The sequence below is a fragment of the Legionella stuttgartensis genome (genome assembly GCF_977063405.2).
The window spans coordinates 134,597-157,649 of record NZ_CDRUHA020000001.1 but is presented as its reverse complement, the minus strand read 5'-3'; the positions used below and the strand labels follow the sequence as shown (position 1 = coordinate 157,649).

Genomic DNA, 23,053 nt, shown 5'->3' with positions numbered 1-23,053 from the left:
AATACACTCTGAGGAGAGAGAGGCTAAGCTATTAGGGATGTTTACAATTTCCTATCTAGGTATTGCGCGTTCTATCTGAACGATTTCCCGCAAATTTTTTCAGCCTACGTACCGTGCTTTATGCACGGTATCCAGGGCTTTTAAAATAAAAAAATATCTCAACCATTCTAGATACCGCGCATAAAGCGCGGTACGTAGGGAGATTACAACGAATATATTCTAATCTCAGTAAATTTATTTTCGTTTATGAGATTTTGTATGATGCTTTACTGCTTCACTGACCGTTGTTTTGGGATGCTTTTTCGCATATTCCTCGCTAACATAACGTCCAGAACCTGCATCTCTATATTTCCTATTGTTCATTTGCTAACTCCGTATATTAATCATTATTAATATAGGACAAGATTGTTGATTGCACAAAATGCGCAATAAAAAGGTTGTGAATGTGCAGCAAGCATCAGTTGATTTTGCTCAACTGATGCGTCGCTACATGTTTTTTTTTGCTTCCTACTGAAATTGATACGCAGTATTTTGTTCGTATTGAGTATTGATGTCTACACCGTAGGTGTCCTTACCAAATTTTCTTAATGTTTCCCATGAGTTGGGGAATTTATACGGATCAAAATAATGAAAGAAACGATACATTGTTGAACCACAGCTTATCACTTCTCCTTTGGTATTGGTTGTTATATTGAAATGAAGTTGTAATGGTTTTTTTAAGTATTCTACTTTCGCTAAAAAGTCTTCTAATGAGGTGGCTCCTTTGACGTGGGTCACAAGTGATTGTTTAAGCTCTTGCCAATCGCTTTGATTTTGTTGAGTTCTGGCATTGATTAATTGAGCTTCAAAGCTTTTTGGATCCAAGTCCATAACAATCAAAGGTGTTACAACAGAATCATCATTCGCAACGGAATTTTGCTTTTTCAATTTTGAAGTGGCCATTTTCCTAGAGTTAGGTAGCCCCGCGTACGGTAATGGTTTTTCTCCAGATAAGACTCGCTCTAAATTTCTAAAGTTGTGAAATTTTTTGTGTAGGCTTGTTTGCTCCTCTGAGGGATAATAGTCTATATTCATTAAAAATTCATTCTCATCTCGATAAGTCTTGATCAAAAGACCTGTGCCAAAATCATACCGATTTATGATTTTATCTGCGATTTTCCTCGCGAATTGCGCCGCGGTAAGTTCTAGTTTGGTTTGGACTTCTTTAGTCTTACGGTATGAAGACTCATCGCTTACTTCTTCAGTTAGGATAAAAGTTGCTTTCGCATTAACATCTGCCCCATGTGCGATTAGAGCTTGAATTATTTCAAGATGTTTATCTATTGATTGAATCGGATCGTCCATTGACTGCATCCTATCGAGATAGAAATGCAATATAGTCATGTCTTTTGCCGATACCTTTATCTTACTGATATATGGATCATTGAACGGATCGGTATAAAAAGTACGATCAATGGTTTTATTAAACTCCAGTCCCTTCTCTTTTAGCGTGGATAAGAGTTCTTGAATAACTAATGGTCTTAATTTGTTCTCTTCAAATAACTGAAAAATTAAATAACAGGGTGAAAGTTTAGCTCGATGGTTTAATGTCGTGGCATCTGCCTTGTCCAATAAGAAATAAAATAGATTTGTAAAACCTATATTCATTGCGGACATCAAGGGTACGTGGCCATTATTCGGATTCGTTACATTAAGGGTAGCTCCGTGTTCGAGCAGTGTTTTTACGAGCTGTAATACGGCATCTTCTCTTGCATTCTCACGATACAAAACCCGAGCAGATATCGCCTGCATGATTGCAGGTAAACCGAGCTCATCCGATATTTGAGGATTGGCTCCTTTTTGTAGTAAATATTTTAATATGGGTAAGGAATTTTCTTGGCGATCAAGAACGGCCATAATTGCTGGGTGAAGAACACTCATTCGACAGATATCACCCGCTTTTTGAATGCCACCTGCAGCAAAAATTACATCCTGTACTAAATCCATGCGTCCTGCTTTAATTGCAACATGGAGGGGAAGTTCATTGATATATATTTTTTTAGGGATTAAATTTGCTTTTTTAAATTTTTCAAACAACTCTTGATGTTCATAGAGTTTTTCCCAGGTAAACACAGGACTTTCGTTGCTTTTCATCACCCATTTGAAAAGCGGTGTTTTTTCCTTAGTGGAAGTTAGAGAAAAATAGTCATTTGCGAGCAGCTCCAAGGCAGAAGGAATTTCTGGTTTGGGTTTGTAAAATGGACTGGCTCCGAGTTGTATTAATAATTGGAACACGGCGACAGATCCTGAGTTTATTGCTGCTTCCAGAGGCGTATGTCCGTAAAAAGAATATTCATCAAATAGATCGAGAGTTTTGTGTTTTTTAAGGATTTTCTGCGCTTGTTCTTCAATGACTTTTAATTGCATCTTTTGGTTTTTTTCATCTACAGTTCGTTCACTGATTGTTTTTAATAATTTTTTTAAGGACTCGCTCATGAATTTTCCTAACCGTTCACGTTGATAGAAATTTAGATTTTAAAAAATCATTTTTTAATCTTCATGTGCATTTTATCACCGAAAATTGGGTGGCTCAATGAGGATTGAATTGCATATAGAAAACAGGTTGGAGGCCAAAACAACAAAATGCACCAAACTCAACTATACTAACTGCAGAAGTGTATTATTAATGACCATAATTAGGGGTGGTTAGAGGAGAGGCACATGTTAGTAAAGAATATTCAAAAGATTTTAATGATTCTCATTATGAGCAGTTTTGTATCGAGTTCTTTTGCTGCTTGGGGATACCATAAAAGCTATACTGCGTGCTATAAGGGTAATTGCCATCATACAACTGTTAATAAAGGTTGCGCTAACGGTAAATGTGGTAAGGTTCGAACTGGAACCACCTGGCACCGATAAAAGAAAATTTATTTACGTTAGCTGACCTTCTGTGTGGAAGTGAGCCGGTCCTATTTTATAAAACGTGCTGTGGGTACTATACCTTTAATCCATTGTGTTACCCGGCTCACACGAGGAAACCAAGAAAAATCTCCGTAGGCTGCATTACCACTGCCATTTGAATTAACTCCAGCAATGGCCCAACCATTTTCTGTTTGTATCCATGCAGGACCCCCACTATCCCCTGAACCTAGAATGCCACATAGTGGTGACACGGGTTTTGTCGAGTCTTTGCTGTTAAAAGGGTTGGGTAGTTTCCCATTTTCTTTGGGTAACCATATTCCCAGATAATTTCCTGCATCTCCTTTTGAAGGTATGGGGGAAACCGCCGCTACCACGGATTCAATTAAACCTTCCGCAGCAGCGGGTTTATCCTTGGTGTCGATTGAGGTATTTTGTCCTTTCGTACCGGTACCCCGCCATCCATAACCAATAAAAGTAATTATTTTACCTAGTTCAGCTGTTCCCTCATAAAGTGCGGGTTGTGTTCCTGCATGGAGTACTTCTTTTTTTAAGCGCACAATTGCAAAATCATAACCTGTGCGATCATCTAGGTTTTTATTCCATAGAGGATGTATAAACAGTGCCTCACCTTGGTAAAGAGTATGATCGATGGTCTGATACGAATAGCTATTGGCCTTAATTCCGGGCGTAAACAAATGTGCTGCGGTTAGAATATACCCATGTCCTGCATAATTGCCAATCCAAGCCCCAGAACCTGATCCTGAATCATTTTGAAGATAGATTAATGATGCAAACTGTGGAGCCAATGCCAAAGCTTCTGCTTTTTTAAAGCCAAATTGTTTAAAGGTACTGTCAAGGATAATGACCGCCCTGGCTGTTGTAACCCACATAAAAGTAAACATACACAGCGCAACGGAGACATGTAGATGCTTGGAACGTTTCAGCTTAAACTCCCGGGCTCAATCCTATTTCATTTTGATTATAGCGTATAACCAAATTTGGATTTCTTTGTACGCCCCGCCCCTATAATACGAACTCTGCTACTACTGCACAAAACAAGACAACAACCCATGCTTGAACACGCCAAAATTGCAACAAAAGGAACGCAGTCATTGCCAACAAATAATCATTCAATGAGAAAATTGCACTTGACCAAACAGGTTGGTAAAAAGCGGTTAATAACAAGCCAACTACTGCAGCATTAATTCCTAATATTGCTCGTTGCATGGATGGATGTTGACGCAAATTTTCCCATAAAGGTAATACTCCAATTATCAATAAAAATGAAGGCAAGAAAATGGCAACTAGAGCCATAATGGCACCAAGCCATCCATTCGGAGTATTAGCTGACACCGCACCAAGATAGGCTGCGAAGGAAAAAAGAGGACCAGGTAATGCCTGTGCAGCACCATAACCAGCAAGAAAAATAGAATTATCAACCCATCCAGTAGGAACAACTTTCGCCTGTAATAAAGGTAAAACGACATGTCCTCCACCAAAAACTAAAGAACCTGTCTCATAAAATGCATTAAATAATTGCAAAGGGTAATTTGCGATATAAAAAGAGAACCAGGGTAATAAGGTGAGGACAATAAAAAAAACGAGCAATATGATGATGCCAGCGCGTCTACTAAGATTAACGGTTAATTCACTTGGGGGAAGTGATTGTTTGGGGGAAAGAAAAAGTAAGCCGAAAAGTCCACCCAAGACGATCATGAGTATTTGTCCACTGGCATGAGGGATAGCGCTTGAGCCAATGCAGGCCAATACTGCAACACTTGCTCTGATTTTATCAGGGCATAAAGAGAGGCTCATTCCCCAAAGAGCTTGAGCAACAACAGCCACCGCTACAACTTTTAAGCCATGCAGCCAAGGAGGACTATTATGAAGCCCCAACTTGATAAGAGCATAGCCAAAAAGCACCATCAATAAAGCTGAGGGTAGGGTAAATCCAAGCCAGGCAGCGGTTGCACCACGAATACCTCCTTTGGATAGTCCAAGAGCAATACCCACTTGGCTACTCGCAGGCCCCGGCAAAAATTGACATAATGAGACTAAATCGGCATAAGCATGGTCACTTAGCCATTTTAATCGACCGACAAATTCATCCCGGAAATAACCCAGATGCGCTATTGGACCACCAAAGCTAATGCATCCCAGTTTCAGAAAAATTAGAAAAATTTTTGATGTTGCGAGTTGTTCTTTTTTATACTTTTGGTCAATCAATGACTTCTCCATAAGTACATAAGATTATTGTTATTTTTAAAATTTAGCAGAGAAAGAGCCTATCATTAAATGATGAGAATGCACAACGAATAGGAATTTTTCCCCTTCCCTCTCTACGGCCTGCGGTTTGTCCGCGGAGGGTCGAAGTCCACAGATTAAACATATTAAAAGGGTAATGGGACTTCAAGGCCCAACCTCGTTTGGAAAGGCCAGATGTCTTAAAAGATGATTACAAAGAACAGTTTAGGTTGCATTAAAAATTTTTATAGCAAGAGCGCTTCTGGGATATTCTGTTCTCTTGCGCATATCTTCCAAACTGGTAAAGAAATTGAATGTCCAATTGCAATCTTGATAAGCACTGGTATGGCGCCCAGATGTTGTCCCTGCGTCTCGCTCAAGGAATCCTTTTTCAGAGTTTGAATCTGCAATATTAACTAAAGCATGAATTGGATTGGATGCATCTCTCTTAACCAGGCAGATTCCTTGATTTAAACCGATCTCTTTAAAGGAGCAATCAATAATTTTATATTTCTTTTCGCTTGTTAAAGCCCGAACAAGTAATTGAATATCTACCACTTGTGTACTGGCCTTAATTGTAAAAACAGCTTTTCTTTTATTATAGAAAATCCTGATATTATTCTTATTCAACGTATCATCATATTGATGAATGAGGCTTAGAATCGCTTTTTTTTCATCGCGAGCATTCATTTTTTTAGTACTGCAGGATAATTGAATGAGATACATCACATTCTGTTTTGATTTGGGTTCAGATTCTGATTTGAAGTCCGCGACTTTATCCTGCATGGCAATGACATGCTCTGTTGATGCCAAACAAGAAACCGGTAAGGTAGGGGACTTAGATGTTCTTGAAATAAGATAGTGATTTTTATCTATCTTTTGTTTTTTTACCATAGAAGTATTCACTTCAACGTTGCTTCCAATAAACATATAGGATGAATAACCAGATTCCCGGGAGGTACGGGGAGGAGTGGTGGAGTGCCGCTTCATGAACTGATCAATTTTTCTTTGTTCTTTTTCATCATCTATGCAAACAAGGCGCTTGCCAACTTCTTTATAATAGTGCTGTTCCTGCTCACTTGATGGATATTTTCTTTTCATGGTCACCTTGGTAAAAACGAATCAAAAAGAGTAATTATAACTCAATATTGTATGGAAATTAAATGAAGAAACAATAAAAAGTTTATTTTTTAAACACTATTATTGGTATTTATTTGCTCAATTGGTTCTATAATAAAATAGATAAGGAGGTGATCTGCTATGATTTTGAATATTACTGCAGTGCAATTTCCGGATAGGACGCTTGATGATATTGAATACAGTCGAAATATCTATAAAAGTATTGATTTCAATTTCGGCAAAGATGCTAATCTTGTATTAAATAAAGCCAATATAGATAGCTTTACACGTAGATTTAAGGAAATTCATAGCACTCATGCCAAGCCTCTTGAGGGAATGGTTACGTTAGGAAGAATGGGAAATATTTCTTCAGATATCATAAAATTGCTTCTGGCTTCGGAAGATTTCGTTAATATGCTGGATCATCGAAGTTTTTTAAAGCTCGTAGTAAGCTCAGATGAAATTGCACAATTTGTACTCGATAATCCTAAACTTAAAGCGAAACTTGATAGTATCGAACCTGCGATAGACACACAAAAATTTAAAAGCTCATGTACAGCAAGGGCGATAATGAAAATACTTCTTGAACGCGGGATTATTAAGCCAAGTGATTACACTGCAAGCAAAGAATTGGAAATATATAAAGAAATCTGGTTAGAACCTGGAAAAGTTGCCTCCCCCGAAAAGATTGTGGAGTACTTCCGTAAACATAATCTTGGTGCAGTTGGCGTTGAAATTAGGGAGTTATCTAAAAACTCACTCAATAAATACTCCAAAGATACAGTAGTAACCTCACTCTACTCACTGTTTAAGACAGAGGTTCCCACGAGAAAAAAATTAACTCTTGTAGGCATGAGCGAATCTGATTTTCCTGAAGGAATGACCACACTGATTGTCATCAATGTAGGAGTGCTCCACACTTTGTTGGGTAAGAAATGCGATGGGAAGTTTGAGGTGGTCGATCCGCAATTTGGCGATAAAAAAATATATAATGGATTCATGGATTTTCTTGAAAAAGAGCGAAGAAATCTCGGTGTGTTTTTTGAGATTTCTTCAGAGCCTGATGAATCTTTTAGGCCATGAAAGCACACTTTTTGTAGCATGCCTGAAGGCAAAGATGTACCCGGGGAGTAGCAAACCCGGGATTTCGCTATGATATCACGTGGCTGTTTTGCTCTTGTGCGAGAAGATAATCGTGTTCGAATTTTTCTATGGCTTGCAGCGTGTCTGTTTCTAATACTTTAGCTGTTCTAATGATCTCCTGTTTTAAATCGAGTAAGGTTGTAATGCTTGTCTCTTTACCTATTCTTGAAAGATGAAATGAAAGACGATTTAACTCACCCATAGGGGTATGTAGATCAATTTCCAAAATTTGTTTTTTTAAGTCACGATATTCATTATTTATGGTTACTATTTCTTGTAATAAATGACAATAGACTTCAAAAAATTTAAGTTTCAACTCGCTGTGCTTGAGGAACAACATATGGGCTTGATGCATTTCGGGAGCGAAAAGACGCATTGCATCCAATTTAGAGGGTGCCACTGCAAATATACCGTTATAAGTGCATCGGAATAAAAGGGCCATATCACAAGTTAGCTCTTTATACACAGACTGATACACTTCATCGATTACGCCACAAAATGCTGGGTCGTCCGAATTTAAAGAGATCATTTCATCTTTAAATAAAGTTTGAAATTGAGTATGAGCTTGTAAATTGGGGATTGATTTTGGAAAAAATGCAACATCACTTAAAGGGCATAGTTCAAGTGTCATGCCGTCATGTTTAAGTGTTTTTTTGAGTTCGGGATAATTTGCAACATTTCTTCCATGGGCAAATCGATCAAGATATTTTTTTGCAATTTCGAGGGTATGCTCTTCTGCCTCTGGTTCGATATGGGCAGTAATGAAATACCAAGGATTAGCAACTTGCTGCCTATAATGATTGAGTTCATCAAAAAAATAAAAAAAATTCTCTAGAGGGAACCCTTCTTCTGCTCCTGCAAAGCCTATAGTAGTTACCATAGGATTGGGAAATTGTTGAATGTTCTCCCATGTGTTCTGGAAATCTTTTGGGTCTATATGTCGTTCTTGATAATAGCGTAATCTTAAAGTGGTAACCTCTCCAAATTCTTTGACCCCTCGCGCAATGCCCCGATTATAGGCGAGGTTAAAATCAATAAAAGTCATATGTTCTTTACATTGAACCCAGGATATTCCTGGCAAAGCGAAGATGACATTATGTTGATAACAATATTTATAAAATGCATAAGTAATGTCTTCGATATCTTGTGGTGTTTTCAAAAGATTCGAAATACGTCGAAAGTCGTTGACAAATTGATCCAGATCATCTGAACCAGTAAATTTCCATTGTTGGGTCTGTTCATCGACTAAATCATAAGGAAAAGGGATGTTATTACGCTCCGCTATTATTTGAGCTGATTTAACATCGATCACAAAGCCAGCCTCAGCATGAACATGTAAATCTGTTTTAGGCATTTTTTGAATAAGTAGAGTATGAATATCAATATCTTCATTACATAAAGTTTGTAAATGGTCTAACTCTTCCGAACTTAGAGATGGGAGTGAAATTGAAAAGTCAGAGCGTGCTTCCTTAAAAAATCGTTCTTGCATATAACCCTCTTAATAATATGATTCCGATCTGCTTCGCGGGGTATGCTCCCACAGTAACTTATTATTTTCAAATGAAAAAAATTGATAAGCGTTTCGTATGCGTTTATTGCCTTCAATAACGACGTCAAGATGAGATTCGGTTATTAAGGGAAATTGGCAATTGTTTTCCAATACTGTTCTTGACAAGACCACTTTGAATCACAATAATTTCGATTGATTTTTTGACAATCACCTTGCTGCACGGATTGCCGGCCCTAACTAGGAAAAAAAATGAAAAATAAAATAGTTATGTTGGCTCTGACCTCTTTATCCCTTACGTACTCGCTCGATACTTATGCTGCGGATTACAATTTGAATGGTTTATCACTAAGCACCTCCGTAGGAATTCTTTCCGGAACGGCTCACGAATATGTTTATTATCCGCAAACACATACGAAGCTAAGCCAGCTCGATTGGCGCATAAAAAATGCTGCAATAATTAATGGGGAATTAAATTATGATTTCATCGGGTGGTTGAGCCTTAATGGGAGAGGCTGGACTACTGTAGCAAAAAATAAGGCGGCTATGGATGATTATGATTGGTTCAACCCAAATCAAGACTCTTGGACTCATTGGTCACACCATGATAATACACATCTTAATTATGCCAATGAATTTGATTTGAGCTTGAGGGCATGGGTGCTGCAAAAACCCGATTATCAACTCGGCTTGGCTGCAGGTTATCAATGGGATTCTTTTCGCTGGAAAGCGACTGGCGGTTGTTATCAATACAATAATGGAACCGATATCGGTTGTTTTCCTAGCTCTGAAGTCGGAATTGGCTACCAACAAAAATTTAGAACACCTTATGTTGGTTTAGCGGGGAAATATACCATTCATAATTTTGAATTTAATGCGCTTTTAAAATTTAGTAACTGGGTTTCAGCACAAGATCATGACGAGCATTATGCCCGCAACATCACGTTTGAAGAACATGGAGCTAACTTTAGATATTATGCCGCAACAATTAATTCCGGGTATTTTGTAACACCCAACGCGAAAGTTTTTGTTGAGGCTGCCTATAATCATTATTCGAATGGACGCGCCGATACTGAAATAACCGACAACGACTCCGGCGAGTACGGCTATGAACGTAATGCCGCAGGTTTATCGAATAAAAACTATTCCCTCGCGCTGGGTTTGCAGTATCTTTTTTAGAGTTAACTCACTGCTTCAGTAGTGAGTTTGAGTTCTTTCAAAAAAGCACCGAATACATGTCATAATCAAGGATTGTGGCGAGTATTTGGTGCTAGATACTTTATTAACTATGTTTTTTTGGGCGAAAACTCGTTCTCTAGATTTTTTTCAGGAGCCACATTTTTATTCTTAAATAGCGAATAATAATTGCGAGCAGTTTTTGAAGAGTTATAGGAGATCTCTTTTTCTTCTCCTAATTTGATGAATTCTTTTTTAGCACTCACATAATCCTTATCTTTTCGAGCTTGCTCTATAACGTTTAATTGTTCTGCGACAGTTGCAGGGATTTTCTTTTTCTTACCGTCTACTTCTATAGTATGTGAAGTCCATTGCAGTCCAACATTCCAATCTTTAGCCCGTATATATCGTTCTGCTTCATCCAAAAAGTTCCTGGCTTTATATTGCTCGGATGATTCAATTTCTTGTTTTTGCTTTGTTATTTGTTCGGATAGGACCGTAAGTTTTTCATCATAATCAATCCTAGGCTCTCCGTTTAAATCTTCCGCCATATTTTGGCGGGGAGTAATTTGCTTCAAAGCGTCACATAGCTTTTCTGCAGCAACTAACTGGGAATGAATTTTTATAAAGTCACTGTTTTTAAGGTCTATTATATTTACATCGGCCTCAAAAATATCCAAAAGAGAACTTAAAGACGGATATTTCTTTTCCGCGACCGCTGCAAGGAGAACTGGGGAAGGAAAATCATCTTTAATATTAGTATCCATAGCTTCTTGCAATTGTTTAGAAACTAAATCTGCATATTGCTTCGCTATAAATTCCTTATCAAAATCATCAATTTTTTTCAAAGCAGAATGAACTTCTTGGAGATTAAAGTGATTATCCAATCGTTTTATCGACTCAGTATAGAAGACTGCTCGCGCATTATCATGAACTTCTTTAAACTGGACCGTATTATCTTCTTTTACTATCAGACTGTTGGGATTTCCTGAATATGTAACAATCATAAATCTAAGCAGATTCGCTTCAGAATCTATGAACGTAGGAGAAATTCGTTGCGAAAATTTCTTATCCCGTGTAATTACTTCATCGATTTGGGCTTTTAATTTGGATAAGGCTTCGCGAAGTTGATTAGGATCCTGCGGAGGGGATTGGATTAACTTTTGAAGTTCTTGCTCGATTGCTTTTAGCGTTTGATGCGCATCCCGATAATAAGTTGTCACAAAATCATCTTGTAATTCTTTGGGTAAGTCCATGTAATGTTCAAGGGCTGACTCAAAAAATTGTTCCTTATAACGTTTTTGGACGGTTTCGTCTTTGCTTAGGCCTGGTAATTTCGCAAATATTGTCGACATTTTAACCGTCAATACAATTGGAGAATGTCGGAATTCATAAGTTGTAAAATTTGGAATGAGATCGTTATTTAATTTGGGACTATAGTCCTTTATTTTTTTTTCTTTTTCTTCAGATGGTTCTGCAATTAAATACTCAATAACGCCATTGTATGCACCTATTTCATAATTAAATTCAACCATGTATCGAATTGACGTATCTCCTTTTTCACTAACTTTAATGGCTCTGTAATTACTAAATTGTATTGTTGGCTCAACATTAGCACTCAGATCGTCAAGGAACAATACATCCTCTTCATTCAAAACGGCAGTTTTTTCAAACTCATATTTTCGGAAAGTAAGTCGACTTCGATAAAATGATTCAATTTGAGGAAGATGTTGAATAAAATATTCTTTATTCGCAATAATTTCTTGTACTTCTTCTTCCACTGCTTTTTCTATTGCTTCAGATTGTTTAGTTGGATCAAAACCATATTTTTTGAAAAGTCTGGATTTATCGGTATCAAAAATAAGATCTTTCAATATAGTTTGTAATGAAGGTTTGGGTTCTTTAGCTGAATCCATTAACCTCTTTGCTAGACCAAATAATTTAGCCCACGTTTTATCTTTTTCTATAAAATCACTAATTCCTATTTCTTTTGTTAATCGAGGATTTTGAAAATCCTCTAAAATAGCTCCCTCAACCCGTTGATAATAATCCTGATTCTTAAGGGCATGGTAATATTTTCTTAGCGAATCTAAATGCCTGAATTTGCCTCTAATTAACCTATCGGATCTTTGTTGGAGAGAATCAATTTCTTGTTTTAAATTCTTTAACTTCTCTTCGTTTAACTCTGTGGGCTCTAAAAGTTTGATTTCCTGTTGTAATTTATCAATTTTTTCTTTGAGCGCCAGATAGATTGCATTGGTTTCGTCTGTTAAGGAAGTAAAAGCTAAAAATGTCAGTGCATCCGGAATATCGATCCCTGTAGTCTCGCGTATTTGCTTTTTTATTGTTTCAACAGATACATCATCATGAATATCCAAATCAATTGTTCGATTAGTGGCGATAGCTACTTCTATGTTATGTATTTTGGCATAGTTCAGGATATTGATTAATTCTTGTTCTCGTTTCAGTTTATTTGTATGCAAATCGAGGAGTGTCTCATCAATATCAAATACAATGAGTTTGGGAACTTTAGGAAATGGATTTGTTTTTTTGGATTTCTTTTCAATACTTGAGGTAACATAATCAATTTCATCTTGAATTCTGCGAGCATCCCCTGATTTTGTCGCCTCACGCATGGCCTTAACTTTTAGGACATCTTCCATCGATTCGCTTAATGGCGGTACAGGGGGCTGCTCCTCTTCCATATCGGGACTAGCGGTCAATTCATTAACAACTTCTTCAGCTTGGTCACTTAGATGTTTATATTTTTCTTTATATTTAGCAAAGTGTTCTTTTAATTTTTTGTGAGCCTGATTGCGTACGTCCTTGGCCTGTTCTATGGATTTGCGATGCTCATCCATTGACGATACAACAGGAGGCTCCTCTTTCTTCTCGAGATTTTCAACAGGCGCTGTCACATTAGTGGATATAAGAAATGGAGTAGGAATATGTTTTGCAATTAGTTGCAACACTTCTTGACGAGCCATTTCGTAGTCTTTATCAGTTGGTGGACGTAGAAGAATTTCCTTTTCGAATGATTGACGCTTGCTATCAGCCAATGTATTAATAGCTTCTATTAGTTGGGTGATTTCCTTAGCGTAAACACCTTTAGCACTGTCACCATAAAACTCTTGTGGAAGTTTATCGTACGCCGCTTCTAATATTACAAGCCCAAGACCCGTCACAAACTCACCAAGATTTTCTCCCCTTGGTTTTACTTGTAATACTTCCACTTGGAATAGTGGGGCTATTTGCTCTCTATTTCCTTGGAATAATTTATCTAAAGTGGATATGATACCGGGAGTCACTTCTGACTCGCTCAGCCCATGTATGGTTTTAAGTGCGGTAAACTGTTTGTTTAGTTCATTCCATTTTTCTTGAGTAAGTTTATTAGCGGCTCTTAAGTCCCCTAACTGTTGATAAAGCAAGTTCATTGTATAGATTATTTTTGAAGGTTCTATTTCAAAATAGTCATAGCCTAAAATAAACAGTTGCTCTATAAACTTACTGCGTTGTATTACATACGAATCCAGCTTATCTTCGTGCTGGCCTTCTACTTTTTCCAGTAATTCAAGATGTGGCTTCCATTGAGTGTATTCTTTTTGTAATTGATCGAATTGTTCTCTTGTCAAACTCGTTTTTATCAACGCATCAAAGATGCCATTAATTTTTTCGGAAATATTCGCGTGTATATCGATTTTGAGAGCTAACTTCTCTGATTGTTCCTCTAGATTATTCCAATTGTTTAAATAGCCATCTTGTAAATGAGCTATAAATAAAGATGCGTACTGCTTTAATTCTGCAATGGAGTATTTTCCTTCTTCCGTGCTGCCATCTAGTTTTTCTAAAAGCTCGTCTCTTTTTATATTGAACAGCTCAATAGTTTGTTCATAGCCTCTATTTCTAGCTTGTAAGTCAAAGAATAAACCCAGCTCCTGAGGATTTCTTCTCGCTTCAAATGCCTTTAATAAGAAATCGGTAGAATTATTATTCGCATTTACCGATTGTAATAATGCTTTCGTTGATTCAGAAATTAAAGGACTTTCGCAAACATCTTTAACCCAATTGTCTAATTGATCCAGGGGAGTCGCACTTAGCTCTTGATATTTTTCCATTAACTCAACAAGCGCTTTATTATCTTTGGTAACTGGAGTTTTATCTTGTTTACCAATTTGTTGGGGGTGTTTATCAAGTTCTTGCTTTAGTAACGTGCCATAAATGATATAAATTTCAAAATGTTCATCTTTACGAACAGACGCAGAGGAGCTGTCTTGTTGAATTGATGGTTCAATCCTCGCAATATGACGCTCTTGTATGTCGGTTTCTACAAACGATTTATTATGGTCTGGAGTCTTTTCAGCCCTCATCGCGGCGAGTCTCTTTTCTGGAGTTAGTTTACTATATTTTTCATTTAAGGATGCTAAAATATAAGCAATTTGCGCACTACGTCCCTTTCCCCCTCGACAATGTGTGTGGATGTTTTGCTCTGGAAGCTGTCCTATTTCTTTGACATAGGCTAATTCCTCTTCTGTTAATTCGAGTGGTTGCTTATCGCGTATAGGAAAATGATGTACTTGGATGGGTTTATTACCATTGATGCTAATTTCATAAGTGATAAATCGGCCTACTTTGTTAATGGGAATAGAAGTAACATGGAGGTTTTTGAGTTCAGGAATATCAGGAAGTATTACATTTCCATTAACATCAGGTATAAAATAATTATAGAAATCATCTATTATTTGCCCTTTTGCTATTGTTCGATCCTCACTCAAACCATCTTGTGGATAATAAGGCAGCACTCTACCCATAGCAAATACATGGGTAATATTATTATGTAGTAAATGATTTAAATAGCCTGCAATATCTTGATCCAGCTCGTAACTCTCTGGAGCTTGGGGGTTCGTAAGTGATTTTGCAGCCTTAGGCCCTGGGGAAATTGAAATATTGGTATCTTCAAATTTAAAATAGCCCATTCCAAACATGTTACGAGCTGGGCCTGATAATTCCATACTTAAAGGATTTTTAAGTAATTTAAAACTGTTGTTTGGCCAAAAATATTCCAATCCTTCTTTAGCTAATCCCATACTCGGCCGATTCGATTTCGTATACTCTTGTTCTACAGCACTAAGAGCAGATTCTAAAACGAGCATTTCCCGTAATGAGAGCAGCTTATTGAACTTAGATTTCAGTCGTGTTCGAATTCGATTCTCATCGAACGTGATACCATATTGAGTTGCAATCGCTTTATTTATAGAACCATCCGCATTAAATACGCCATAAGCGTCAAGTTCACGTAAGGATAAATAAGATTCAGATCTCGATGTACTTTTTATTTTTACAAATTTCCCATCAAAAACAGCTTTATCTATCTGATTAGGATCTAATAATATTTGATCTAATCGTCTCAAAAACTCCTGTTTTTCGTTTTCTGTAAATGGGGTCTGTTTTAATATATGTCCAGACCCTTTTTGTTTCTTGGATTCTTCGCGACTTGCCTGCCGCAGCGCACCGTCATTATTACCTTGAGTATCCAGCACTGTAATAATCTGTTGATTGTACCCTGTTTTTAATGCACCCCATTCTTTCATTTTTTTATGACTATAGGCATAAGTAAAATCCCCACAGGCATATCCATCTTGTTGGGGAATAAGGGGGCCTGTGAGTTCAATCGTGATTTGAGCCTCATTGATCCCACATTTTTTTAACATCTCCAGGGTAATTTCTTTGATTGCCTTTGCACCACTTGGACCATAAGGATCAAATAGTTCAAGCTTATATTTACCGCTGGCGTCAGCGGGTTTCGTTAAATAAATACCACGCCAATGCCCAGGGCCTATTGGGATTACAATATGTTTAATTTTTTCATCTTTAAGGGCTAAAGCAAGACCTTCTTGGGATGCATTAATAGACCCTGAGTCGAAACGGTTTAGTATGACTTGAACATCAATGTCCCCATGAGATTTGGGCATTAATAAGGTCATGTCATGATCTTGCAATTCATCGCGTATATTACGCTGATGAATAAATTTTTGATCAAAATGGCCTTGGGCGCGATGTTTACGCCTATTTTCCTCCGTTTCGCGATCCATTTGCTCTTGGAGGATAAAATAAATAGACTTAGCAACATCTGTAAGTAATGACTCATCAAAAGGCTTTCTGAGTTGTGAATCTAGAAGTTTAAGCACTTCCTCACTTTGGGCTTTTAAGCGCACACCCACTCGATTATCTCCATAATTCGCCGCTTCGGTATTAACGGCGTCGAGAAGTTTTATTTGGAGAGGAGTTAATTTTTTATAACGTTTTTTTAAAGCTTCAAAACTGTCTATCCGCATCTCATCACTTAATGGCATATAGCTGTTCCTCAAGTAAGTTGCTACTTCGTTAAAAAACTTCCGAACATTCAAGTCCTGAAAATTTGTTCACTAAATCAATATGTTAAAACACTATAAAGATTGATCCATATTTTTAGAGGGTAATCGTTGATTACCTCTCCTGATCTCTTATAGGGTATTAATTTATAATGTCAATTTATTTGGTTCTATGATGAAGTTTAGCGCACTAATATTAAGGAAATATGATCAACTTTTTTGAGTTGAAAGATCCTGGCTGCAACCAGTCCAGGCTTCTTTTGGATAAGCAATTTTGTGGTTTGTTATGGAGTCAATTTCTTATCCTCTTCTTGATTCTCTTCAGGCTTAAACGAGTCTTTATAAAGTGCCTTGAAAAATTTTGTGTCTTTATAAGTTTGGTTTGCTACTATGCCTCCAGCGACAAACAGACCTACTCCAGCAGCGGCAGCGCTTAATAGTACTAAGAGGGCTTTTCCTAGCAAATTGAGACTAGGAGTTAACTTAAATTTGTGCGCTATTTCCTGAAGCTCTTTCTTATTTTCCTTATGTGCTGGCTCTACTAAAGCCTGGGCTGTTCTTGCCAGTGCTTTTAACACATCAGTTTTTGTTTTAGGTAAGCGAGCTACATCAGTAAGAACTGCTTCAGCAGTTTCTAAAACCTCACCTAAATTATTATGAGGATTTTCCTTATTTTGTTGAAAATATTGAAGTTTAGTAATCTCTTCTTTCGTTTCCTCATTGTACACTAGATTATCCAAATAAAATTGGAACGCCTCACGTTGAATGCTTTGAGCGGTTTTTATTAAGCCATCTAATTGTTGTGCCTCTTCGACCTTATTGTCTCTCCTCAAAGAATCTTGTGTTCCTATAAGATTCTTAATCTCCTTTGCCAAGGTTAGTATCTCATTGAGGTTTTTTTTCTCTTTTTTCAATACATAATCTGCATAGGCTATTACTAGAAGAGCATTTTTTTCTATACTCTTATCAGAGTGCTCTTCTTCTTTGGGTAAATATTGAGATAGTTGTCGATCAGTTTTTCTTAATTCTTCGAGCACCTTGTTCTGTGCAATATCTTTTATTGATTCTTGTTGCAGATTATCTGAGCGAAAGGTTTTTTTCAGAAAGTTATAGCAATCAAGGGAGTTAGAAAGGTAACTCTGAAATAGTTTTTCGGCTTCACTTTTTAAGATCGGATCTAAAAGAACCAATTGCTGTTCAGATTGTATTGTTGATCGAATTTTCTGAAACTGACTTAGACTAAGAGTTCTTTGTGTCTCGGTAAAATTGAGCGCTTGTTTATCTTCAGCATTTATTTGATGCGTCTCATCCGCTGAATGGTAAAAAAGATCTCCATTGTTTTTTCGAATAAATAGATGAGCTGAGGGGGTTAGGGAGCGAGCTTGTAATGCGTTCTCTATCTTTTGATTTTTTTCGTCGATATGTGCATGGGGATCAAAATCATCGATTGGGAGGATGTGAGCAATATCTCCTTTAAATTGTTGTAAAATAGTTAGAGCCGAGTTCATCGTGGATTCTTTTGCAAAACAGGCTGAATCAACGTTACCCAAATCATATATGGTTTTCATCGAAGCATTAAGACGAGAAATGAGGGCTGCTGCCTCCGTTTGAGTGGGTTTTTCGATTATTCCAATTAATGAATTTAAAGCTGCATGTTTCAAAACGGCCTTTTTTTGATCATCTTGCTTGAGATTTTGCAAAATTATTTTAGCCTCATGAGCAATCAAATAATTGTTAAAATTAGTGGGTATCTGCATATCGGCCCCTAAAAGTGCGTCAATGCGTGCGAGCAATGCCGAGCTAAGCGCTCGTTTAGGTTCTGCTGACATATCTCTGGAGCGATTGATCCCTTCGATTAAAAGCAGACAAGATTCTAAATCTTGACCTTCAATAAATTGCTCTTTGATTTTATTTATAGTGTCTGGCTCTTGCTTATATAACTTAAGCAGTAAGTTAAGTTGATGCTGTTTCGTATCGATTTTCGGAATCTCTGGTAATGCATTGCCAGGATAAAATCGGATGTCGGTAAAGCCAGTAATTAATGAAATCATTAATGAAGCAATTTCAGGATTGCCCTTAGGATAAGTACTTTCAAGATAATTCAAATCTCCTATTAACGTACCTTCATTGTCTAGTTTAGAGAGCATCTCTTTTAACGTAGGATAGCCGATAAATTTCCAGGGTTGAGGCTGGGGTGGATTAAGGGAGGTCAGAGTTTCTAAGTTTTTCTGCACTATTTCCGGAGTTAGATAGGTCTTGAGGATCTCTTTTTCCGGGGAGGCTCTATCGAGCTCACGATAATATCTTAATAATTCCAAAAATTTTTGTGGGTTAGATGCAGTATTAGCTATTGCATCACGAATATTGGCTTCGATGAGTACGAGTTTTTCTTGTTCGCCTGGGTTTAAATCGGGTTCTTTTTCTTGTTCTTTTTTAGTGCGCGAAGTCAATACCATGAGCTTAGCTAAATCATCAATATTCTGGGACCCTTCCATAGCTAAACCAAGTTGAATGCTGGAGCGAAGTAGCACTATATCATTTTGATTATTACAGTCATTTGTTGAAATTTGCTCGATTAAACTCTTCCATTTATCCGAATCTTTTTTTGCAAGTACTTTATAACGATCAAGGGTTTTTTGTTTTATTTCCTCAATAAGCTCTTTTCTGAAAAGTGATTCTTTTCCATTAAAAGTATTCTCTATAATTACTTCAAGAATCTTTCCCCGAAAAACGGGATTCTGCAGGCTTACAGAGTTCACTACAGTAAACAATTCTTTCATGCCTTCAGAAATGGACTCTTCCGCGCTTAATTTTTGATATAATTCGACAATATTCTCCGTATCCTTTGGACGCCAACAGGCTAATATCAATTGTGCATAGATGCCTTTTTGTTTTTCCTTAATCTCTTCTTCTTGAGGTATCGATTTTAATAAGTCTAATAAAGGCTGTTTGTTATTTGCTAACTCCTCCGCATGCGTTTCAACAAATTGTATCAATTGGCTAATGGAATACCCCTGAATCAAGTTCCTGATATAATAGTCTTCGGTTTGCTTTCTATCTTTCATAAAGACTGGTACCGTATGCATGCGTCCATTTAATTCGGGGTAATAGTAATCGCTTGTATCCATCTTTTTGACCATGTTGTTCACTTCTTCTTTATCATCAAAAATGATGAAGTTTTTTGATAGTGAATTATGATGCGCCGCATGGAGAAGCATTCTTTCCTTGCCACCTCTGAAATTATTTCGCTCGGGTAAAGGAAATGACTCAGCTACAGGCAATAATTTGCTTTTGATTTCATCGACCAGTTTTTCATCTTTTTGATCACGTATCTCGTCCTTTGTAGGAGATTTTTTGGGGTTGGTTTTGGATTCTTTCGACGCAGTGTGCTCACCCGCTGCCCTTGCTTTTTGACGTCCTTCTACCGCAAGAATTTTTTGTTCCCGCTCCTTATCCGGCCCTAGTTTCTTTTTTTCTGATGCGCTAAGGTCTATTTCTTGATTTTTCCTTCGAAAATTTAATATTTTTCTCTCGAACTTTTCGATCGTATTATGATAATAGTTCCCTAGTTTGACATGGCCTCTTTCATCAAGATCTAAATAGGGTGAAGCATTTACGAGGACATAGCCTATTTCAATTCCATTTTTTTTTAATTCATCAATCACCAGGCAGCGAAAACTGTGTTCTTGTCCAATTACATCTAAATTTTTCATCTCGAATGCTGATAAGATGTTTGCCTTTTTGATGCCCATCGTTTTTAGCGCTTTAAAAAGATTCGTATTAAATTTTCCTTCGCTATCAAGACAGGTACCGTCAACGTCTAATAGAATCTCTGGAGGCTGGGGGGGGACAGGTTTTGGCATGACATTCTACCTCGTAACTTCTTTACTATAGTATAAATTATGCCCATAAGTTAGATTTTTAGCAAGTAGATTGTAGTCAGTAAATTCAACGTGTTTATTTTATAGTCAGTCCCGGGTTTGGTTGGTTGGGCATTTCTTCAAAAATTTTATGCACAAAAAAATTCATTTGCGCTGAATCGGCTTTTTTCCGAAATAACATATTAACAAACTCTGCTGCTTCGGTAGGCCAACGATCTTCAGGGTTCGACTCCTTGCCATTTTCCTCTTTGATAAGGGTATCATTTTCTTTTAAAAAGGTTTTTACTGCTTCTTCATCATAGGCTACAAGAGCTCCAGAACGTATACTTAAAAAGCCACCCTTGGGTATTACCTTGTATTCTTTCTTATCTATCATATGGATGTATTTATTTTTATTTGTGTCATAGGCATATAACTCTTCTTCAGTAGGAACCGGGATAACAAAAAGTTTTAGTCCATTTTTTTTTAATAACTGATTCACTTGGAATGGTTCAAATCCGGAACCACGGATCTGATCTAATGGCAAATAACCCAATGCTTTTGTTTTGCCAACCTGGGCCAAATCCTTCATTTCTGGATGCGAAAAGAAGTCATGAATAGATTGTGTTGGAGCAAACAGAGGTTTACTCGTACTAACTGGCTTTTCATCTGAAGGCGTAGTCGCTGCTACTTTATTTTGGTTTCCTTTATGTTTCTTTTTAAAGAGTTCTTTTAATGATTTCATGATGAGTAATTAAAGCAACATTTGTATAAATTATATGCATAATACGGAGATTCATCAAAAAAGTGACATGAGGTAGAGCCAATTAAGCTGGAGTGAGTTCAGACTGATTGAAATTTCGTTAGCTAATTTTGGTAACCATTGTGGATAAGAAATTGATTATGCTTTGAGATTTTTGTTGGAATTATCCTATACTCTTAGATAAGTAAAATAAGAGGTCATAAAAAATGAACAATGGAAGACCCGAATCCGAAACAATTAATGATGCTATCTTAAAAATTCTAAATACATTATTAGAGTTGGAAATGGCGGGCGTTGTACGTTATACCCATTACTCTTTTATGGTCTTTGGCTTTAATCGCATCCCTATTTGTAAATGGATGCGTGAGCAGGCGCAAGAAAGCTTAAACCATGCTCATTTAATCGGTGAGCTTATCACTCATTTTTCCGAGCATCCCTCACTTAAAATTGGCAAATTATTAGAAACTCATCAACACAACATTGGGAATATTTTAGAAGAAGCCCTAGAGCATGAGAAACAAGGTTTGCATTTGTATTATCAATTATTACAGCATGCAGAAAAAAAATCGGTGTTAGTCGAAGAGTTTGCCAGAAAAATGATTCAGGAAGAAGAAATGCATATTGGCGAAATCCAAAAAATGTTGACTCCTCCTGGGATGTTAAAAAATTAGAGTATCCATCCTAACTCAAATTCCTTTTGTATTTATGCTAGTAGTGACCCAACAATAGGTTTTATGTTGGGTCTAAAGAATCAACTGCTTTTGTTGCAAGCAGTTACGCTTACGGAATGGGTTATCTTAAAATGATCCAAACTTATGCATGTGATAACTCATCGAATGGGAGAATTGCTCTGTTGGTCTTCTAATGCTGCAGCTAATTTCTTTTCGTGAGCCATTCTAAAGAACGATTGCAACGTACACGCATGGCGATAGATACTCTTTGATACAAAATGACTAGGGTTTCCCTCCTTGTCAGTTTGTAATAAATATCCCTTTTCTTTAGCATCCTGGGCTTTCATAAACGATACCACACATTTATTAGTCGATTCAGAAAGCTCAAATACCGCCGCATTATGCCAAGGAGTTCCTCCTTCAGAGTGATCTTCATGCAACCATAAACCAATTTTATCAGAAGCTACTGTTTTAGGATGACATGATATTCGCAATGCATTGGGTTCAATTATTGATAGATAATCGCTAAGCGCAGCGCTCATTCGAGCTACACCTCGAGCAATATGTTCAGCTTCTTTCTTAATTTTTGACCCCGACTTTTCTGGGTAACCCATTTTTAGTTCAGTGGTAAAAAATTGGATTTGTCCTCTATATAAATTGATGCTATTTCTATCTTCATCATTTTGAGGTGTTCTTAGTCGTTGCCTGAAATGTTCTTCAGTTTCTGCATACTTGTTTAAGTCAACTTGACCCGCTAAATTAATAATTTTGATATTCTTTAAATCGTTTTTCTCTATCATGCTCTGTAATTTTGCGAGATAGTTTTCACGTTTTTCTTTGGAATGAATATCGGGAAATACATCTGCAAAAGCAAATCCATCCGTATAAATAACAATTTCAGCTCCAGGACCATAAACGGATTCTATTTTTTTACAGAGATTATTTAAGTGTTCTAAAGAAAGGAGTTCTGCCATATCCGGAGAATCACTAAGCGTCTTTCCACGAACTGGGGCTTTTTCTGGAAAAGAAGGCGCTACAATTCGTATTTTTTCTCCATTAGTGACCATAGCATCTATTTTCTTGACTGCTTTATCTGAAAACTCAGCGATATCATGACTTTTTTTTTCATCTTCAGGGATTCTTCTGTGCTCTGAAAGTATTTTCAAAATTTCACTTGTAAGAGGATGCGGCATAAATACTCCAATCAAATTTTTAAGAACGGTCATTTCAATCCGCTGATTTTTAGATTGATAAAAGCTCGGAAAGCAACAACAAAAAACAACAAGACCAAAATTTGACCG

14 protein-coding genes are annotated in these 23,053 nt (G+C 37.1%); 4 read left to right on the top strand and 10 right to left on the bottom strand.

Translation table 11 applies throughout. The annotated features are described in order from the left end of the window. Window positions 1–234: 234 nt before the first annotated feature. Window positions 235–363: a multidrug transporter gene (locus ACWTEW_RS00645; protein WP_454783389.1), complete on the bottom strand. Its 129-nt coding sequence runs from the start codon at window positions 361–363 to the stop codon at window positions 235–237. Between the two features lie 144 nt (window positions 364–507). Then, window positions 508–2,475 carry an ankyrin repeat domain-containing protein gene (locus ACWTEW_RS00640; protein WP_454783388.1) on the bottom strand — a complete coding sequence of 656 codons (1,968 nt, stop codon included), beginning with the start codon at window positions 2,473–2,475 and terminating at the stop codon, window positions 508–510. A 225-nt stretch (window positions 2,476–2,700) separates the two neighbouring features. Here ACWTEW_RS00640 and ACWTEW_RS00635 point away from each other — a divergent pair, with 225 nt between their 5' ends. Then, window positions 2,701–2,898: a hypothetical protein gene (locus ACWTEW_RS00635; RefSeq protein WP_454783387.1), complete on the top strand. Its 198-nt coding sequence runs from the start codon at window positions 2,701–2,703 to the stop codon at window positions 2,896–2,898. 50 nt (window positions 2,899–2,948) lie between these two features. Here the strand turns inward: ACWTEW_RS00635 and ACWTEW_RS00630 are convergent, their stop codons facing one another. The 3 genes from ACWTEW_RS00630 to ACWTEW_RS00620 form a co-directional block, all read right to left on the bottom strand. Then, entirely contained in the window at window positions 2,949–3,803 is an 855-nt protein-coding gene (locus ACWTEW_RS00630) for a trypsin-like peptidase domain-containing protein (protein WP_454783386.1), read from the bottom strand. 121 nt (window positions 3,804–3,924) lie between these two features. Further along, window positions 3,925–5,127, bottom strand: a complete 1,203-nt coding sequence (gene chrA / locus ACWTEW_RS00625; RefSeq protein WP_454783385.1) for a chromate efflux transporter — start codon at window positions 5,125–5,127, stop codon at window positions 3,925–3,927. 243 nt (window positions 5,128–5,370) lie between these two features. Then, the gene (locus ACWTEW_RS00620) at window positions 5,371–6,246 is read right to left on the bottom strand and encodes a hypothetical protein (RefSeq protein ID WP_454783384.1); all 876 of its coding nucleotides are present in this window, start codon (window positions 6,244–6,246) and stop codon (window positions 5,371–5,373) included. Window positions 6,247–6,405: 159 nt separating this feature from the next. Between ACWTEW_RS00620 and ACWTEW_RS00615 the strand changes: the two genes are divergently transcribed. Beyond that, the gene (locus ACWTEW_RS00615) at window positions 6,406–7,347 is read left to right on the top strand and encodes a dehydrogenase (RefSeq protein ID WP_454783383.1); all 942 of its coding nucleotides are present in this window, start codon (window positions 6,406–6,408) and stop codon (window positions 7,345–7,347) included. 67 nt (window positions 7,348–7,414) lie between these two features. Here the strand turns inward: ACWTEW_RS00615 and ACWTEW_RS00610 are convergent, their stop codons facing one another. Continuing rightward, window positions 7,415–8,896 carry a hypothetical protein gene (locus ACWTEW_RS00610; RefSeq protein WP_454783382.1) on the bottom strand — a complete coding sequence of 494 codons (1,482 nt, stop codon included), beginning with the start codon at window positions 8,894–8,896 and terminating at the stop codon, window positions 7,415–7,417. A 270-nt stretch (window positions 8,897–9,166) separates the two neighbouring features. Between ACWTEW_RS00610 and ACWTEW_RS00605 the strand changes: the two genes are divergently transcribed. After that, window positions 9,167–10,093, top strand: a complete 927-nt coding sequence (locus tag ACWTEW_RS00605; RefSeq protein WP_454783381.1) for an omptin family outer membrane protease — start codon at window positions 9,167–9,169, stop codon at window positions 10,091–10,093. A 107-nt stretch (window positions 10,094–10,200) separates the two neighbouring features. On the opposite strand, the gene ACWTEW_RS00600 is transcribed toward ACWTEW_RS00605, so the two are convergent. From ACWTEW_RS00600 to ACWTEW_RS00590, 3 genes are all read right to left on the bottom strand, one after another. Beyond that, window positions 10,201–16,440 carry a hypothetical protein gene (locus ACWTEW_RS00600; RefSeq protein WP_454783380.1) on the bottom strand — a complete coding sequence of 2,080 codons (6,240 nt, stop codon included), beginning with the start codon at window positions 16,438–16,440 and terminating at the stop codon, window positions 10,201–10,203. Between the two features lie 302 nt (window positions 16,441–16,742). Next, window positions 16,743–20,321 carry a hypothetical protein gene (locus tag ACWTEW_RS00595; RefSeq protein WP_454783379.1) on the bottom strand — a complete coding sequence of 1,193 codons (3,579 nt, stop codon included), beginning with the start codon at window positions 20,319–20,321 and terminating at the stop codon, window positions 16,743–16,745. A gap of 94 nt (window positions 20,322–20,415) precedes the next feature. Further along, a complete protein-coding gene (locus tag ACWTEW_RS00590) occupies window positions 20,416–21,063 on the bottom strand; it encodes a hypothetical protein (protein WP_454783378.1) in 648 nt (215 codons plus the stop codon). Between the two features lie 224 nt (window positions 21,064–21,287). On the opposite strand from ACWTEW_RS00590, the gene ACWTEW_RS00585 reads away from it, so the two are divergent. Continuing rightward, the gene (locus ACWTEW_RS00585) at window positions 21,288–21,752 is read left to right on the top strand and encodes a ferritin-like domain-containing protein (RefSeq protein ID WP_454783377.1); all 465 of its coding nucleotides are present in this window, start codon (window positions 21,288–21,290) and stop codon (window positions 21,750–21,752) included. A 158-nt stretch (window positions 21,753–21,910) separates the two neighbouring features. Here ACWTEW_RS00585 and ACWTEW_RS00580 read toward each other — a convergent pair whose 3' ends face one another. Next, window positions 21,911–22,945, bottom strand: a complete 1,035-nt coding sequence (locus ACWTEW_RS00580) for an L-tyrosine/L-tryptophan isonitrile synthase family protein (protein ID WP_454783376.1) — start codon at window positions 22,943–22,945, stop codon at window positions 21,911–21,913. Window positions 22,946–23,053 lie beyond the last annotated feature (108 nt).

What these genes read in the sequence shown, in the direction of transcription:
- ACWTEW_RS00645 (WP_454783389.1), bottom strand. Translation starts at nt 363, where the DNA reads ATGAACAATAGGAAATATAGAGATGCAGGTTCTGGACGTTATGTTAGC.
- ACWTEW_RS00640 (WP_454783388.1), bottom strand. Translation starts at nt 2,475, where the DNA reads ATGAGCGAGTCCTTAAAAAAATTATTAAAAACAATCAGTGAACGAACT.
- ACWTEW_RS00635 (WP_454783387.1), top strand. Translation starts at nt 2,701, where the DNA reads ATGTTAGTAAAGAATATTCAAAAGATTTTAATGATTCTCATTATGAGC.
- ACWTEW_RS00630 (WP_454783386.1), bottom strand. Translation starts at nt 3,803, where the DNA reads ATGTTTACTTTTATGTGGGTTACAACAGCCAGGGCGGTCATTATCCTT.
- ACWTEW_RS00620 (WP_454783384.1), bottom strand. Translation starts at nt 6,246, where the DNA reads ATGAAAAGAAAATATCCATCAAGTGAGCAGGAACAGCACTATTATAAA.
- ACWTEW_RS00615 (WP_454783383.1), top strand. Translation starts at nt 6,406, where the DNA reads ATGATTTTGAATATTACTGCAGTGCAATTTCCGGATAGGACGCTTGAT.
- ACWTEW_RS00610 (WP_454783382.1), bottom strand. Translation starts at nt 8,896, where the DNA reads ATGCAAGAACGATTTTTTAAGGAAGCACGCTCTGACTTTTCAATTTCA.
- ACWTEW_RS00605 (WP_454783381.1), top strand. Translation starts at nt 9,167, where the DNA reads ATGAAAAATAAAATAGTTATGTTGGCTCTGACCTCTTTATCCCTTACG.
- ACWTEW_RS00600 (WP_454783380.1), bottom strand. Translation starts at nt 16,440, where the DNA reads ATGCCATTAAGTGATGAGATGCGGATAGACAGTTTTGAAGCTTTAAAA.
- ACWTEW_RS00595 (WP_454783379.1), bottom strand. Translation starts at nt 20,321, where the DNA reads ATGCCAAAACCTGTCCCCCCCCAGCCTCCAGAGATTCTATTAGACGTT.
- ACWTEW_RS00590 (WP_454783378.1), bottom strand. Translation starts at nt 21,063, where the DNA reads ATGAAATCATTAAAAGAACTCTTTAAAAAGAAACATAAAGGAAACCAA.
- ACWTEW_RS00585 (WP_454783377.1), top strand. Translation starts at nt 21,288, where the DNA reads ATGAACAATGGAAGACCCGAATCCGAAACAATTAATGATGCTATCTTA.
- ACWTEW_RS00580 (WP_454783376.1), bottom strand. Translation starts at nt 22,945, where the DNA reads ATGCCGCATCCTCTTACAAGTGAAATTTTGAAAATACTTTCAGAGCAC.